Source organism: Paraburkholderia dipogonis (assembly GCF_046027395.1).
Lineage (GTDB): Bacteria > Pseudomonadota > Gammaproteobacteria > Burkholderiales > Burkholderiaceae > Paraburkholderia > Paraburkholderia dipogonis_A.
This window is the reverse complement of sequence record NZ_JAQQEG010000013.1, coordinates 28982-43844: the sequence shown is the minus strand read 5'-3', so window position 1 is coordinate 43844 and position 14863 is coordinate 28982. Positions and strand designations below refer to the sequence as shown.

Here is a 14863-nt window from a genome sequence, read left to right as displayed (position 1 = left end):
ATGCGCACGATGCGCGAGGGCGTTGAGCGCGCCCGGCAGGCATGTCGCGTGATCCACGGACGCCCTTCGATGCGCGCGGCGAGGGTCCACACACACGGCGCTTGAGCGCCTGCATGGACCACGGCGTTATCTAATTCGGTCGGTGGCCGAGGTGGCGAAGCCCGTGGAACGGCTGCCCGGCGTGCCGGCGCCGACGGCCGCGAACCACGCGCGCGCGTTGGCGACGTCGCGCGCAATGGCGGCGGTCAGCGTTTCGAGGTCGATGTACTTTTCCTCGTCGCGCAGCTTCTTCAGGAATTCGACGCGCACGAGTTTGCCATACGCGTCGCCGTGCCAGTCGAGCAGGTGAACTTCGAGCAGCACGCGGCCGGAATCGTCCACCGTGGGACGCAGGCCGAGGCTCGCGACGCCCGGCAACGGTTCGTCCGCCACGCCGTGCACGCGCACCACGAAAATGCCCGCGAGCGCCGGACGCTTGTGGGCGATCGGCAGATTGAGCGTGGGAAAGCCTAGATCGCGGCCGAGCTTCATGCCGTGCACGACGTGCCCGCTGATCAGATAATCGCGGCCCAGCGCGGCGCGCGCCGAATCGAGGTCGCCCGCCACCAGCGCGGCGCGCACGCCCGAGCTGGAAATGCGCGCGCCCGACGGATCGGCCACCGTGGCCATCTGCTCGACTTCGAAACCGTGTTGCTGCCCCGCAGCCTTGAGCGACGCGAAGTCGCCTGCGCGCTTCGAGCCGTAGCGGAAGTCGTCGCCGATCATCACCCAGCGCGCGTGCAGCCCGTTGACGATGATCCGCTCGACGAACGCGTCCGGCGACTGGCTCGCGAACGTGTGATTGAAGTGCTCGACCACCACCCGGTCGACGCCGTTGGTGCGCAGCGCCTCGAGCTTGTCGCGCAGCATGGCGATGCGCGGCGGCGCGCCCGCCGGGTTGAAGAACTCGCGCGGGTGCGGCTCGAAGGTCATCACGCAGACGGGCAGGCCGCGTGCATCGGCGGCCGCGCGCACGTGGGCGAGCAAAGCCTGATGGCCGCGGTGGACACCGTCGAAGTTGCCGATGGTCAGTGCGCAGGGCGCACGGCTTTCAGCATTGGGAAGACCGCGGAAGACTCTCACGATAGCGGGTTTGAGGTGGAGCGGGCGGGGTGCCGCAAAACAAACGATTATAAACGTTCAGCGCACTGGACGGCGGCGCGTCGCGGTTTCGATGTCCCCGAATGATAAAATCCGCGGATGAAAAAACTCGTCATCCTGATTTCCGGACGGGGAAGCAACATGGAAGCCATCGTTCGAGCCTGCTCGAACGAGGCCTGGCCGGCGCAAGTCGCCGCCGTGATTGCCAACCGTCCTGACGCCGCGGGCCTTGCGTTCGCGGCGTCGTACGGTATTGCCACGGCGGTGGTCGACCACCGCCAGTTTCCGGACCGCGACAGCTTCGACGCCGCGCTCGCCAGAGAAATCGATAGTTTCGCACCCGACCTGGTGGCGCTCGCTGGATTCATGCGGGTGCTGACAGCCGGTTTCGTCGATCATTACGCCGGGCGCATGCTGAACGTGCATCCGTCGCTGCTGCCGAGCTTTCCTGGCCTGAAAACCCATCAGCAGGCGCTCGACGCGGGCGTGCGGCTGCACGGTGCCTCCGTGCATTTTGTCACGTCGCAACTGGATCACGGGCCGATCGTCGCGCAATCGGCGGTTCCCGTGGAGACAGGCGACACCCCTGCCATGCTCGCCGAACGCGTGCTGGCAACCGAACACATCATTTATCCACGCGCGGTGCGCTGGTTCGTCGAAGGGCGTCTTGCTCTGGATGGCCTGCGTGTCACGCTTACGCCGCCGGAGCCGCAATGGCTCTTTGCCGGTCACACCGCCGGAGAGGGCGCATGAGATTGCATGGTTTTCTGATTGGACAAACTGAGACTTTGCTGGCTGAAGTCTTGAAACTGAATGGCCCGGCCGACGCCACCACGAGCCGGTTCTTCCGCGCGCACCCGAAGCTCGGGCACGGCGAACGCGGCGTGATCGCGGAGGCCGTCTTTGCGGTGCTGCGTCGCCGGATGGAATTCGCCCATCTGGCCGAAGGCGGCGCCGGCAGCCCGGCACGCCGCATGGCGTTGCTCGGCCTGATGCAGACGGCGGGGCGTAACGCGCTCAAGCCGTTCGTGTCGGAACAGGAGTTGAGCTGGCTCGAACACGTGTCGAAGATCGACCCGGAAAGCCTGCCGCTGCGGATTCGCCTGAATCTGCCCGACTGGATCTATCAGGCGCTCTCCAAGCGCTTCGAACCCGCCGAACTGGCGCAACTGGCCGCGGCGCTGAACTACCCGGCGCCGCTGGATCTGCGCGCGAACCCGATCAAGGCAAGCCGCGACGACGTGCTGAACGCGCTGTCGAAGGCCGGCATCGAGGGCGGCGCGACGCCGTTCGCGCCGTTCGGCGTGCGCGTGGTCGGCAAGCCGCCGCTCACCAAGCTCGACGCGTTCCAGCACGGCTGGGTCGAAGTACAGGACGAAGGCAGCCAGTTGTTGTGCTCGCTAGTCGCGCCCAAACGCGGCGAGATGATCGTCGATTTCTGCGCGGGCGCGGGCGGCAAGACGCTGGCGCTGGGCGCCGCGATGCGCTCCACCGGCCGGCTCTACGCTTTCGACATCTCCGAGCGGCGTCTCGCCAAGCTCAAGCCGCGCCTCGCGCGCAGCGGTTTGTCGAATGTGAATCCGGTGCTGATCGACAGTGAACACGACGCCAAGATCAAGCGCCTCGCGGGCAAGATCGACCGCGTGCTGGTCGACGCGCCTTGCAGCGGCTTGGGTACGCTGCGCCGTAACCCGGATCTGAAGTGGCGCCAGTCGCCGGAATCCGTCGCCGAACTGGCGCCGAAGCAGACGTCGATTCTGGCTAGCGCGGCGCGTCTGGTGAAGAAGGGCGGCCGCCTCGTGTACGCCACCTGCTCGATTCTGGAAGCCGAAAACGAAGCCGTGGTACAGAAGTTCCTCGCGGACCATCCGGATTTTGCTCTGGTGCCCGCGCGCGACGTGCTGGCCGAGCAGCGCATCGATCTGGAGATGGGCGATTACCTTTCGCTGTGGCCACACCGCCACGCAACCGACGGCTTCTTCGCCGCCGTGCTGGAACGCCAGAGCTAAGCGCAACAGGCTTTTGCCGGCGCGCGCGGGTTCGATTCGTGAACCCGCGGTGCGCCGGCGATTTCAGCGACATCATGCAAAACCGTCTTTTTCCTCATATGTTCAGCGACCTGGCGCGCGACTTCGGCCAGCCCGTAATGCTGTGGCAGGTCGGCGTGCTGCTCGGGACGCTCGCGATCGCGTGGCTGCTCGCGCGCGTGTTGCGCCGGGCGCTGGATCTGCGTCGCCAGACGCGTTACCAGACGCTGCGCTTTGGCGCGGAAAGCCTGAACCGCGCGTTCTTTCCGCTGATCGGCGCGACCCTCGTGTGGCTTGCGCGGTCGATCACCGGCCAGTTCATGCACACCGCGCTGCTCGATCTGGCTTTGGTGCCGCTCTTCGGCATCGGCTTGATTTACATCGTGTTTTTCTTCGCGCGACGGGTGTTCAGCCACGACGGCGAGACTCACCCGTTGCTGTTCCTCGTCGAGCGGATCGTCTCAACGGTGGTCTGGATCGGCATGGTGCTCACGGTAATGGGCATTCAGGACGATGTGATCACGTGGATGGCCGGCGTCCATTTCAGCGTCGCCAACGCGCATCTGACGCTGCTCTCGCTCATCTCGGGCCTGTTGTGGGTGTGCGTGACGATGATCGTCGCAATGTGGCTCGGTTCCACCTTCGAAGACCGCCTGATGCGCTCGAAGACGCTCGACGCCAACCTGAAGGTGGTGGTGGCGCGCGTCGGCCGGGCGGCGTTCGTGCTGGCGGCGATACTGATCAGCCTGTCGCTGGTCGGTATCGATATCACGGTGCTGGGCGTGTTCGGCGGCGCGCTGGGCGTCGGTCTCGGCTTCGGGCTGCAGAAGATCGCCAGCAACTACGTGTCGGGCTTCATCATCCTGATCGACCGGTCGCTGCGTATCGGCGACACGATCAACGTGGGCGGCCTGCAGGGCATGGTCACGCAGATCCGCACGCGCTACACGGTGGTGCGCGGGCTGGACGGCATCGAAACGCTGATTCCGAACGAAAAACTGATCACGGACGTGGTGCAGAACCAGTCGTCGTACCTGACGCGCGGCCATGCGAAGGCGGCCGTGCAGGTCGCGTACACGTCCGACATCGAGCAGGCCATGGCGCTGCTTGCCCAGGCCGCTCAGGACGTGCCGCGCGTGCTGCAGGAGCCGGCGCCGACAGCGTATCTGGCGAGTTTCGGCTCGGACGGCATCAACCTTGAACTGGGCTTCTGGATCGAGGACGCAGCTACCGGAACCTCGGGCGTGCGCTCGGCCGTCAATCGCAATATCTGGCGTCTGTTCTCCGAGCACGACATCTCGATTCCGGTCGCGCAACGCGAAGTGCGAATCGTCGGCAATATGGGCGACGCAATGCCGCAGCCGGTAACAATGACCTTCCCGGCTGCCAATCAGTCCGACAGCGCGCGCTGACGGGCACTTTAAGCGCGCCAGTGGGTCTCAAAACGACCTTCGGCGCGTTTCCTTCTATTGATGCCGCACAAAAAAACCCTATTTGTTACAAACACTTGGAACGGTTCAAGTAGAATGTCGTCCAATCCCGCTGTATGCTTTCACTTTCTTGACACGCGCATTTTGCGTGTGTCTCGTGTCTCTCGTTCTACAGGTAAATTGCCTTGTTGAATTCTTTGCTCGATTTCCTTGCCCACGGTCTGTTGCACTTCTCGTGGTGGCAACTTGTGCTGTACACGGCGATCGCGACGCACATCACGATCATTGGCGTGACGGTCTATCTGCATCGCTGCCAGGCGCACCGCGCGCTGGAGTTGCATCCGGTCGTCAGTCATTTTTTCCGTTTCTGGCTGTGGATGACCACGGGCATGTTGACCGGCCAGTGGGCCGCGATTCACCGTAAGCACCACGCCAAGTGCGAGACGGAAGAAGATCCGCACAGCCCGCAAACGCGCGGCATCTGGAAGGTGCTGCTCGAAGGCGCGGAACTCTATCGCGTTGAAGCAAAAAACGAAGAAACCATGCGCAAGTTCAGTCACGGTACGCCGAACGACTGGATGGAACGCAACGTCTACACCAAGTACCCGATCCTCGGCGTGAGCCTGATGATGGTGCTGAACGTCGCGCTGTTCGGCGTCGTCGGCCTGACGATCTGGGCCGTGCAGATGGTGTGGATCCCGTTCTGGGCTGCCGGCGTGGTCAACGGTCTCGCGCACTTCTGGGGCTACCGCAACTTCAACTCGTCGGATGCCAGCACCAACATCTTCCCGTGGGGCATCATCATCGGCGGCGAAGAGCTGCACAACAATCACCACACGTATGCGACGTCGGCCAAGCTGTCGAACAAGTGGTATGAGTTCGATATCGGCTGGATGTACATCCGCATCATGTCGGCATTCCGTCTCGCCAAGGTGAAGAAGGTGGCGCCCACGCCGCGTCTGACCACCGGCAAGATGGTGCTCGATCAGGATACGCTGCAAGCGGTGCTGGCCAACCGGTACGAAGTGATGGCGCGTTACGGCAAGGCGCTCAAGCGTGCCTATCGTCAGGAACTGGCGCATTTGAAGGAAGTCGGCGCGCGCGAGAAGTATCAGGTTATGCGCGGCGCGCGTAGCTGGTTCCACAAGGAAGAAGCGGGTCTTGACGAGCCGCAGAAACGCCAACTGCCGCAAATCTTCGCCAACAGCCAGAAGCTCAAGACTTATATCGACATGCGCAATGAGCTGGCGGCCATGTGGGAGCGCTCCAATGCATCGCGCGATCAGTTGCTGATCCAGTTGCAGGACTGGTGTCATCGCGCTGAGCAGAGCGGTATTAAAGCGCTGCAAGAGTTTGCGATGCGACTGCGTCGCTATGCCTGATAGCGAAATCCATTAAAATCTCAGTACGTCACAAAACCCCGCGTTGGCGGGGTTTTGCTTTTTGGGCCGCGGAAACTGCAACGACACGCGATTGACAGTCCGCCGCGGCAGAGCGAAGGCAGAGGAGATCATGGATCAGCAGGCGATCAGGACCGTCGAATACGACCGGCCGCAGGCGCAGGGCACGACCTGCGGGATCGGGCAGGCATGGGCGAAGGTGCCCGACATGCCGTCGGCGGAAGAGAAGGTGGCGCTGAAGGCACGTATCCGCGCATTGCTCGAGCGCGAGAAAGCGGTGCTCGTCGCGCACTATTATGTCGACGCGGAATTGCAGGAGCTAGCCGACGAGACCGGCGGCTGCGTGGCCGACTCGCTGGAGATGGCGCGCTTCGGGCGTGATCACGCGGCGCAAACGCTGGTCGTCGCGGGCGTGCGCTTCATGGGCGAGACAGCGAAAATCCTGAGTCCGGACAAGCGCATTCTGATGCCGGATCTCGACGCGACCTGTTCGCTCGATCTCGGCTGTCCGGTCGACGAATTCTCGGCTTTCTGCGACGCGCATCCGGATCGGACGGTGGTCGTGTATGCGAACACGAGCGCGGCGGTGAAGGCGCGCGCGGACTGGATGGTGACGTCGTCGATCGGGCTGGAGATCGTTGCCGATCTGCACGCACGCGGCGAAAAGATCATCTGGGCGCCGGACCGGCACCTCGGCAGCTATATCCAGAACAAGACCGGCGCGGACATGCTGCTATGGCAGGGTTCGTGTCTGGTGCACGACGAGTTCAAAGGCATCGAACTCGATCTGCTGCGCGCCGAATATCCGGGCGCGAAGGTGTTGGTGCATCCGGAGTCGCCTGCCAACGTGGTCGCGCAAGCGGACGTGGTGGGCTCGACCACGCAGTTGATCGACGCGGCGCAAAAACTCGACGCGACGCATTTCATCGTGGCGACCGATCTTGGCATTCTGCACAAGATGCAGCTCGCCGCACCCGGCAAGACCTTGATTGCCGCGCCTACAGCCGGCAATAGCGCCACCTGCAAGAGTTGCGCGCATTGCCCGTGGATGGCGATGAACGGCCTCGCGAATCTGGCCGATGTGCTCGAGCGCGGCCACAACGAAATTTTCGTCGATCGTGCGATCGGCGAGCGGGCGCGTCTGCCGATCGACCGGATGCTGGACTTCGCGGCGCGCCACAAGAAACGCGTGCAAGCGAGCGGCGATCTCGCGCGCGACACGCAACTGTATTCGAACGTGGGGGCAGCCTGATGAGCGTGGTAGAAAGCAACAAGCTCGAAGCGGTGTCGCCGCTGTTCGCTGAAATTCACGCGCAGTACGGCACGGCATTCGACGCCGCGTTGGCACGCAACGTATCCGATGCATTAGCCGAAGACGTTGGCGCGGGCGACCAGACAGGCCGCCTCGTGCCTGAAAACGACGTGCGCGACGCACGCATCATCGTGCGCGAAGATGCGGTGCTGTGCGGCGTGCCGTGGTTTGAAGCAGTGATGCGCCAGGTCGACCCGCGTATCGAAGTCCAGTGGCGCTATCGCGAAGGCGCGTTGATGACGGCCGACACAACAGTTTGCGAAATGCGCGGACCCGTTCGCGCGCTGTTGACCGCGGAACGCAACGCGCTGAACTTCTTGCAATTGCTGTCGGGTGTGGCGAGCGCAACGCGCCGCTATGTCGATGCCGTCGCGCATACGCGAACGCGCATTCTCGACACGCGCAAGACCTTGCCGGGCTTGCGGCTCGCGCAGAAGTACGCGGTGCGCGTAGGTGGTGGGGCGAATCAACGGCTCGCGCTGTACGACGGCATTCTCATCAAAGAAAACCACATTGCCGCGGCCGGCGGCGTGGGCGCAGCCATGGACGCGGCGTTGGCGTTGAATGCGGGCGTCTCGATCCAGATCGAAGTCGAGACGCTCGAGCAGTTGGAAACCGCGCTGGCTCATCGTGCGCAATCCATTCTGCTGGACAATTTTTCGTTCGATGCCATGCGCGAAGCGGTGCGCATCACAGCGGGGCGAGCGGTGCTGGAGGTATCGGGCGGCGTGAACTTCGATACGGTGCGTACGATTGCGGAAACCGGTGTCGATCGCGTGTCGATCGGCGCGCTGACCAAAGACGTGCGCGCAACGGATTACTCGATGCGGATCGTCTGACGCTCAAGCTCGCAATCAGTTGCATCCAATCGGACAAAAGGCCATCGCCGGATTATTTCGGCGATGGCCTTTTCGTTTCAGCTCGTCTCGATCACACGTTGCGGTTGCGCACGTGCTCCGGCGAGAGCACAGTCGGCAGCGCCTTGGGCAAGGTCGCCGGCCAGTCACGGCTGAAGTGCAGGCCGCGGCTCTCACGCCGCGAACGCGCGCCCTCGACGATCAGCGACGCCACGTCGACCAGATTGCGCAATTCGAGCAGGTCGCGGCTCACCTTGAAGTTCGCGTAGTACTCGTGGATCTCATCGCGCAGCAGGGCGAGCCGGTGCTTCGCTCGCGCGAGCCGCTTGTCGGTTCGTACGATACCGACGTAATTCCACATCAGCCGGCGCAGTTCGTCCCAGTTGTGGGCGACCACGACTTCTTCGTCCGGATCGGACACGCGGCTTTCGTCCCAATCGGGCAGCGGTGCGTGGACGGCGGCGCTAAACCCCTCTTCTTCGATAGCCTGCGCCGCGGAGCGTCCGATCACGAGGCACTCGAGCAGGGAGTTGCTGGCGAGCCGGTTCGCGCCGTGCAGGCCGGTGCAAGACGTTTCGCCCACCGCATAGAGGCCCGCGAGATCCGTGCGCCCCGCCAGATCGGTTACGACGCCACCACACGTGTAGTGCGCGGCCGGCACGACCGGAATCGCTTCCCTGGTGATGTCGATGCCGAATTCCTGGCAGCGCGCCAGAATCGTCGGAAAGTGTTCACGCAGGAATTCAGGCGGCTGATGGCTGATGTCGAGGTATACACAATCGATGCCGCGCTTCTTGATTTCGAAGTCGATCGCGCGCGCGACGATGTCGCGCGGTGCGAGTTCGGCGCGTTCGTCGTGGTTCGGCATGAAGCGGGTGCCGTCCGGCAGTTTGAGAATGCCACCTTCGCCGCGCACCGCTTCCGAAATCAGAAAGGACTTCGCGTACGGATGGAACAGGCAGGTCGGATGGAACTGGATGAACTCCATATTCGACACGCGGCAGCCGGCCCGCCATGCCATCGCGATGCCGTCGCCCGTCGCGGTGTCGGGATTCGTGGTGTAGAGATAGACTTTGCCCGCGCCGCCGGTGGCGAGCACGGTGTGAGGCGCCTCGATCGTCACGGTGCGCCCGCTTTGCAGATCGAGCGCGTACAGGCCGTGACAACGACGTCCCGGCAAGCCGAGGCGGTCGGACGTGATCAAGTCGATGGCGTAGTGATCTTCGAGCAGCGTGATGTTTGGGTGACGGCGCACCCGCTCGCTCAGCGTGGCGACCACGGCATGGCCCGTCGCATCGGCAGCATGAATGATCCGGCGATGGCTATGGCCGCCTTCGCGCGTCAGGTGGAAGCCGAGCTCGGCGGCGTCGTCTTTGGTGAACGGCACGCCTTGCGCGATCAGCCATTCGATCGCGGCACGCCCGTGTTCGACGATAAAGCGCGTTGCCGCTTCGTCGCACAGCCCGCCGCCGGCGATCAGTGTATCGCGCACGTGATTTTCGATGCTGTCTGCCGAATCCAGAACCGCGGCGATGCCGCCTTGCGCCCAGTCGCTCGCGCCTTCGGTCATCGATCGCTTGGCGACCACTGCCACCCGCCGGGTCTCCGCCAGATTGAGCGCGACGCTCAAACCAGCCAGACCGCTACCGACAATCGCCACATCGAATTCCATTGCCTACATCTCCGTCTTTTCGTTTTGCGGTGACGGCGTGCCATTCGCTCGCCGCTGAAACGAGAAAGGATACGCGCCGCGACGGATGAGGGAAAGCTGGCCGAACGACATAAGACTGTTCGCGTTGGCGAATAAGCAGAAGCAGAAACTCAAAAGTCGAAACAAAGGCGCAGTGAAAACAAAAAAGCCTCGCATGAATGCGAGGCTTTTTTGCATGTCTTTTGCCTTCGTCAGGCAGGAGCCAAGATTTATTTAATCTTGGTTTCCTTGTACTCAACGTGCTTACGGACGACCGGATCAAACTTCTTGATCAGCATCTTTTCCGGCATGTTGCGTTTGTTCTTCGTGGTCGTGTAGAAGTGACCCGTGCCTGCGGTCGATTCCAACTTGATCTTGTCGCGTGCGCCTTTCGCCATGATTTACTCCTTAGGCTTCACCGCGTGCGCGCAGATCTGCGAGCACAGCGTCGATACCGTTCTTGTCGATCAGGCGCAGGCCGGCGTTCGAAACGCGCAGACGCACCCAACGGTTTTCGCTTTCCACCCAAATGCGGCGGTTTTGCAGGTTCGGCAGGAACCGGCGCTTGGTTTTGTTGTTCGCGTGGGAAACGTTGTTGCCGCTCATCGGCGCTTTCCCAGTTACTTGGCATACGCGTGCCATGAGAGCACTCCTAATACGCTAATTCTGAGTTCGAACGCCGTGAAAGTTTCCCGAAAAGAGCCGCGCTGAAATTCAGGCACGTTTCCTTTCCGGAACGCCTTGGTGGCTTCGGAACAGGGGGGTTGGAAATAGGCAAACCGGAATTCTAGCAGAAAAAAAGCCGCAAAATCAAACCTTATTTGCGATGCCGGACACGGCGCAACGTCTGCGTGACCCTGGTTCATGCCGTGTCACGGCCAGCCGGCGCGGGCGAAGGAGTAGACGCTGTCGGCGCCGATCACCAGATGATCGACCAGTTGCACGTCAATCAGCGTAAGAGCGTCGCGCAGCGTGTGCGTCAAGCGGCAGTCACTTGCACTCGGCTGGACGGCGCCGGAGGGGTGATTATGCGCGACGATCAGGCTGGCCGCATTCAGGCTCAGCGCGCGCCGCACGATCTCGCGTGGATACACGGCCATGCGCGTGAGGGTGCCCTGCGCGCTTTCTTCGCAGCGTATCAGCCGATGCCGGGCGTCGAGGAAAAGCGACACGAAAACCTCCTGCGGACGGCCGCCGATCCGCAGGCGCAGGTAGTTTTCCACCGCTTCGGGCGAATTCATCAGCGAGCGTGAGCGCATTTTTTCGACCAGCGAGCGCCGCGCCATTTCCATGATGGCGAGCAGTTGCGCCTTTTTCGCCGGGCCGATGCCGCGCAGGCCGTCGAAATCCGTGTAGGTCGCGTCGAGCATCGCGCGCAGCGAGCCGAAACGGTCGAGCAACCCGCGCGCGACACTGAATACGTCGTGGTCGGGCAGGCCGGAGCCGAGAATCAGCACGATCATCTCGGTATCCGATAGCACGCCGGGCCCCTGTTCGAGCAGCCGCTCGCGCGGCATGTCGTTTTTAAGCCATTTGCCTCGCACGAGCGGCCGGGGCGCAAGCACGCTGCCGGCCGTTGCACTGGGCGTAGGCGGCTCAAATGAGGCCGCTTCAAAGGGCGGCTCGTCAAACATGGTGGCGTCATTTGCCATATATAGAGTGTCCTCCGCTTCGGGTTGGGGGCGCCACGGACGCAAGCCGCTGCCCGCTATGTGGCTTACAATAGACGCTTTGCGCACGGCACCCCGACGGTTTGCCACACGCGTCGACTGCGCCAGCGGCGCACGCGTGCAGCGCGCTTCGACTGAGCGAGCATTGCATGAGCATCATCGACATTTCCGAAGTGAAACCCGGTTCACACGTGACGCTTCACTACCGGCTTTCTCTCGCCGATGGCGCCGAAGTCATCAATACGTTTAACGACAAACCTGCCACGCTGCTGCTTGGCGCCGGCCAACTGGCGCCGCCGCTGGAAGATATTTTGCTGGGTTTGAAGGTCGGCCACCATTCGACCTTTCAGCTAGCGCCGGGCCAGGCATTCGGTCCCCGCAATCCGGAATTGATCCAGCGCGTGTCGCTGGCCACGCTGCGAGAAAACAGCATGATCGGCGAGGATTTTTCGCCGGGCGACCTGGTCGAATTCAACGCGCCAGGTGGCGGCCGCTACGCCGGCGTTCTGAAAGAAGTCGGCGAAACGTCGGCCCTGTTCGATTTCAACCACCCGCTTGCCGGCCAGGCGCTGGCGTTTGAAGTGAAAATCATCGGGATTCTGTAAACATGAGCATCACGGATACGACTCTTGCTGAAACCGAGATCCTGCTGGCGCAGCCGCGCGGGTTCTGCGCCGGTGTCGACCGGGCGATCGAGATCGTCGAGCGGGCTATCAAGCTGCACGGCTCGCCGATCTATGTGCGTCACGAAATCGTCCATAACGCATACGTCGTCGAGGATCTGCGCAAGAAGGGTGCGATCTTCATCGAGCGGCTGGAAGAAGTGCCGGCCGGCAATACGGTCATTTTCAGCGCGCATGGTGTGTCGAAGGCCGTGCGTTCGGAAGCGGAGTCGCGCGGGCTGCGCGTGTACGACGCCACGTGTCCGCTCGTGACCAAGGTGCATATCGAAGTCGCGAAGATGCGCCAGGACGGCTTCGACATCGTGATGATCGGTCACAAAGGCCATCCTGAAGTCGAAGGCACGATGGGCCAGGCGGGCGAGGGCATGCATCTGGTGGAAGACATCGAAGACGTGCAGGCCTTGCAACTGGCCGACCCCGAGCGGATCGCCTTCGTCACGCAAACCACGCTGTCGGTCGACGACGCCGCCGAGATCATCGGCGCGTTGAAGGCCAAATACCCGTCCATCCGCGAACCGAAGAAGCAGGACATCTGCTACGCCACGCAAAACCGCCAGGACGCGGTGAAGTTCATGGCGCCGCAGTGCGACGTCGTGATCGTGGTCGGCAGCCCGAATAGTTCGAACTCCAACCGGCTACGCGAGTTGGCCGAAAAACTCGGCGTGCCTGCCTATATGGTGGACTCGCCCGATCAGATCGATCCGGTCTGGGTCGCGGGCAAACGCCGCATCGGCGTGACGGCCGGCGCCTCGGCGCCAGAGGTGCTGGCGCAGGCGGTGATCGCCCGGCTGCGTGAGCTTGGCGTGCGCAACGTGCGCGCGCTGGACGGCATCGAGGAAAACATCGCGTTTCCGTTGCCGCGCGGGCTAGGTTTGCCCGCCTGACGATCCGCCGACTGCTGAAAGAAAAGCGCGCCTGAGGGCGCGCTTTTTTTATCTTCCAACTTCGGCAAGCTCCCGTGAAATAAAGTGCCAGATCACAAAAAAGCGCCGATTTTGGTGTCCTCTCGCACAAATATCTTTGAAATGTGATCCGGTTTTTTATAGATTTATAACTGATGCGTCCCCGTTTTATAAGACCTGAACGGGCTGCGCGGTTTTTTGACGCACTAAGATAGTGCGTGCGTCTCGATATTGCCGGAAACGTAATACTTAACGTGAAGCGCGGTGCAATCGGGCGTCACGGGAATTCGTCGCAACACTTGATGCCATTGGGTGCAACGCTGGTGCAACTGATGCACGAAAAATAATCGCAACCGGGTTGCGCCTGTCAGCGGATTTCGCTCTCAAAATAAGGTTGCAATGCAGGAAAACCCTGCCGGTTCAACAATATTGCCCGTCGCAAAATTGGAGTTACAATGCGCGCGTTCTCAAGGCCTTAGGGCCCCGAACAATAGTTTTTGGAAGGCGCAGGAGACCTACTTAATGCGAGTCAAATTTGCTTACGCCGTGTCCATCGCGGCCGCGGTTGCGATGTTGACCGCGTGCGGCAAGAAACAGGATGGCGAGGCGGGAGCGGGTGCGTCGGCGGCTACAGCTGCGGCGGCACCGGCGAGCGAAGCGACTATCGTCAAGATCGGTCATGCGGCCCCATTGACGGGACCCATTGCTCATCTCGGTAAAGACAATGAAAACGGCGCGCGTTTGGCGGTTGACGAAATCAACACGCAGGGTTTGACCATCGACGGCCACAAGATCCAGTTGGAGCTCGACGCCCAAGACGACGCCGCGGACCCGAAAACGGGAACGGCGGTCGCTGAAAAATTCGTCGACGATCATGTCGTCGCCGTGGTCGGCCACTTGAATTCGGGCGTTTCGATTCCGGCGTCCAAGATATATAGCGATGCCGGTATCGTGCAAATCTCGCCGTCGTCGACGAACCCGGGGTACACGCAACAAGGTTTCAAGACGACTTATCGTGTGGTCGCGACCGATGCCCAGCAGGGGCCGGCGCTTGCCAACTACGCAACGAAAGTGCTTAACGCGAAACGCATCGCGATCGTCGACGACTCGAGCGTCTACGGCAAAGGCTTGGCCGACGAGTTTGCGAAGGCGGCACAGGCGAGCGGGGCGAAGATCGTCGAGCGCGAAAGCACGAATGACAGGGCTACGGAGTTTCAAGCCGTCCTTAGAAAGATCAAGCGTGTTCAGCCGGACGTGATCATGTTCGGCGGCATGGACGCGACGGGCGGGCCGTTTACCAAACAGGCGGCGGCGCTCGGTATCAGGGCAAAAATCCTTGGCGGCGACGGTGTGTGTACCGACAAGGTGGGTGAGCTGGCGGGAACCGCCGTGCAAAACCTGGTCTGTTCGGAGGCAGGACTTGCGCTTTCGAAAATGGACAAGGGAGCGGACTTCGAAAAGAAGTACGTGGACCGCTTCCACACACCGGTGCAGATTTACGCGCCGTTCACGTATGACGCTGTGTACGTGATTGTCGATGCAATGAAGCGCGCTAATTCGATCGAGGCGCCCAAGGTGCTGGCTGCGATGCCGTCGACAGATTACAACGGGGTAATCGGTCACATCGCGTTCGACGACAAGGGTGATTTGAAAGAGGGCGCCATTACGCTTTACGACTTCAAGGACGGCAAAAAAGCAGTTCTCGACGTCGTGAAGATGTGATGACGGGACGTTCAGCCTGACGGCACCGAA

At 62.0% G+C, this 14863-nt stretch carries 14 protein-coding genes; 9 read left to right on the top strand and 5 right to left on the bottom strand.

Going from position 1 to position 14863, the window contains the following annotated elements; all coding sequences use genetic code 11:
• Positions 1-126 precede the first annotated feature (126 nt).
• A complete protein-coding gene (locus PQR32_RS14955; RefSeq protein WP_408227871.1) occupies positions 127-1122 on the bottom strand; it encodes a bifunctional riboflavin kinase/FAD synthetase in 996 nt (331 codons plus the stop codon).
• A gap of 117 nt (positions 1123-1239) precedes the next feature.
• On the opposite strand from PQR32_RS14955, the gene purN reads away from it, so the two are divergent.
• The 6 genes from purN to nadC all read left to right on the top strand — a co-directional run bounded on the left by purN (position 1240) and on the right by nadC (position 8148).
• Entirely contained in the window at positions 1240-1893 is a 654-nt protein-coding gene (purN, locus tag PQR32_RS14950) for a phosphoribosylglycinamide formyltransferase (RefSeq protein ID WP_408227868.1), read from the top strand.
• Entirely contained in the window at positions 1890-3149 is a 1260-nt protein-coding gene (locus PQR32_RS14945; protein WP_408213901.1) for an RsmB/NOP family class I SAM-dependent RNA methyltransferase, read from the top strand. The genes purN and PQR32_RS14945 overlap by 4 nt, the downstream gene beginning before the upstream one ends.
• Before the next feature lie 74 nt (positions 3150-3223).
• Positions 3224-4579, top strand: a complete 1356-nt coding sequence (locus tag PQR32_RS14940; protein WP_408227865.1) for a mechanosensitive ion channel family protein — start codon at positions 3224-3226, stop codon at positions 4577-4579.
• 203 nt (positions 4580-4782) lie between these two features.
• The gene (locus tag PQR32_RS14935) at positions 4783-5979 is read left to right on the top strand and encodes a DesA family fatty acid desaturase (protein WP_408213906.1); all 1197 of its coding nucleotides are present in this window, start codon (positions 4783-4785) and stop codon (positions 5977-5979) included.
• Between the two features lie 130 nt (positions 5980-6109).
• Positions 6110-7249 carry a quinolinate synthase NadA gene (nadA, locus tag PQR32_RS14930; RefSeq protein WP_012434117.1) on the top strand — a complete coding sequence of 380 codons (1140 nt, stop codon included), beginning with the start codon at positions 6110-6112 and terminating at the stop codon, positions 7247-7249.
• Complete coding sequence (nadC, locus tag PQR32_RS14925; protein ID WP_408227860.1) at positions 7249-8148, top strand: carboxylating nicotinate-nucleotide diphosphorylase; 900 nt, start codon at positions 7249-7251, stop codon at positions 8146-8148. The genes nadA and nadC overlap by 1 nt, the downstream gene beginning before the upstream one ends.
• A gap of 91 nt (positions 8149-8239) precedes the next feature.
• Here nadC and nadB read toward each other — a convergent pair whose 3' ends face one another.
• From nadB to radC, 4 genes are all read right to left on the bottom strand, one after another.
• Positions 8240-9838 (bottom strand): L-aspartate oxidase, encoded by a 1599-nt coding sequence (nadB, locus tag PQR32_RS14920; protein ID WP_408227857.1) that lies wholly within the window; start codon positions 9836-9838, stop codon positions 8240-8242.
• 248 nt (positions 9839-10086) lie between these two features.
• Positions 10087-10254, bottom strand: coding sequence for a 50S ribosomal protein L33 (gene rpmG / locus PQR32_RS14915; protein ID WP_007180630.1), 168 nt, complete (start codon positions 10252-10254; stop codon positions 10087-10089).
• A gap of 10 nt (positions 10255-10264) precedes the next feature.
• The gene (gene rpmB / locus PQR32_RS14910) at positions 10265-10498 is read right to left on the bottom strand and encodes a 50S ribosomal protein L28 (RefSeq protein WP_007180631.1); all 234 of its coding nucleotides are present in this window, start codon (positions 10496-10498) and stop codon (positions 10265-10267) included.
• Positions 10499-10728: 230 nt separating this feature from the next.
• Positions 10729-11508, bottom strand: a complete 780-nt coding sequence (gene radC / locus PQR32_RS14905) for a RadC family protein (protein WP_408227854.1) — start codon at positions 11506-11508, stop codon at positions 10729-10731.
• Between the two features lie 167 nt (positions 11509-11675).
• On the opposite strand from radC, the gene PQR32_RS14900 reads away from it, so the two are divergent.
• From PQR32_RS14900 to PQR32_RS14890, 3 genes are all read left to right on the top strand, one after another.
• On the top strand, positions 11676-12131 hold the full coding sequence (locus tag PQR32_RS14900; protein WP_075302429.1) for an FKBP-type peptidyl-prolyl cis-trans isomerase: 456 nt from the start codon (positions 11676-11678) through the stop codon (positions 12129-12131).
• Positions 12132-12133: 2 nt separating this feature from the next.
• A complete protein-coding gene (gene ispH, locus PQR32_RS14895; protein WP_408227851.1) occupies positions 12134-13093 on the top strand; it encodes a 4-hydroxy-3-methylbut-2-enyl diphosphate reductase in 960 nt (319 codons plus the stop codon).
• 540 nt (positions 13094-13633) lie between these two features.
• The gene (locus PQR32_RS14890; RefSeq protein WP_408228240.1) at positions 13634-14833 is read left to right on the top strand and encodes a branched-chain amino acid ABC transporter substrate-binding protein; all 1200 of its coding nucleotides are present in this window, start codon (positions 13634-13636) and stop codon (positions 14831-14833) included.
• The last annotated feature ends 30 nt before the right edge of the window (positions 14834-14863 follow it).

Coding starts and splice junctions, on each gene's coding strand:
- nadA (WP_012434117.1), top strand. CDS start 6,110: ATGGATCAGCAGGCGATCAGGACCGTCGAATACGACCGGCCGCAGGCG.
- PQR32_RS14945 (WP_408213901.1), top strand. CDS start 1,890: ATGAGATTGCATGGTTTTCTGATTGGACAAACTGAGACTTTGCTGGCT.
- PQR32_RS14890 (WP_408228240.1), top strand. CDS start 13,634: ATGCGAGTCAAATTTGCTTACGCCGTGTCCATCGCGGCCGCGGTTGCG.
- PQR32_RS14900 (WP_075302429.1), top strand. CDS start 11,676: ATGAGCATCATCGACATTTCCGAAGTGAAACCCGGTTCACACGTGACG.
- ispH (WP_408227851.1), top strand. CDS start 12,134: ATGAGCATCACGGATACGACTCTTGCTGAAACCGAGATCCTGCTGGCG.
- rpmB (WP_007180631.1), bottom strand. CDS start 10,498: ATGGCACGCGTATGCCAAGTAACTGGGAAAGCGCCGATGAGCGGCAAC.
- nadB (WP_408227857.1), bottom strand. CDS start 9,838: ATGGAATTCGATGTGGCGATTGTCGGTAGCGGTCTGGCTGGTTTGAGC.
- rpmG (WP_007180630.1), bottom strand. CDS start 10,254: ATGGCGAAAGGCGCACGCGACAAGATCAAGTTGGAATCGACCGCAGGC.
- PQR32_RS14940 (WP_408227865.1), top strand. CDS start 3,224: ATGCAAAACCGTCTTTTTCCTCATATGTTCAGCGACCTGGCGCGCGAC.
- nadC (WP_408227860.1), top strand. CDS start 7,249: ATGAGCGTGGTAGAAAGCAACAAGCTCGAAGCGGTGTCGCCGCTGTTC.
- radC (WP_408227854.1), bottom strand. CDS start 11,508: ATGGCAAATGACGCCACCATGTTTGACGAGCCGCCCTTTGAAGCGGCC.
- purN (WP_408227868.1), top strand. CDS start 1,240: ATGAAAAAACTCGTCATCCTGATTTCCGGACGGGGAAGCAACATGGAA.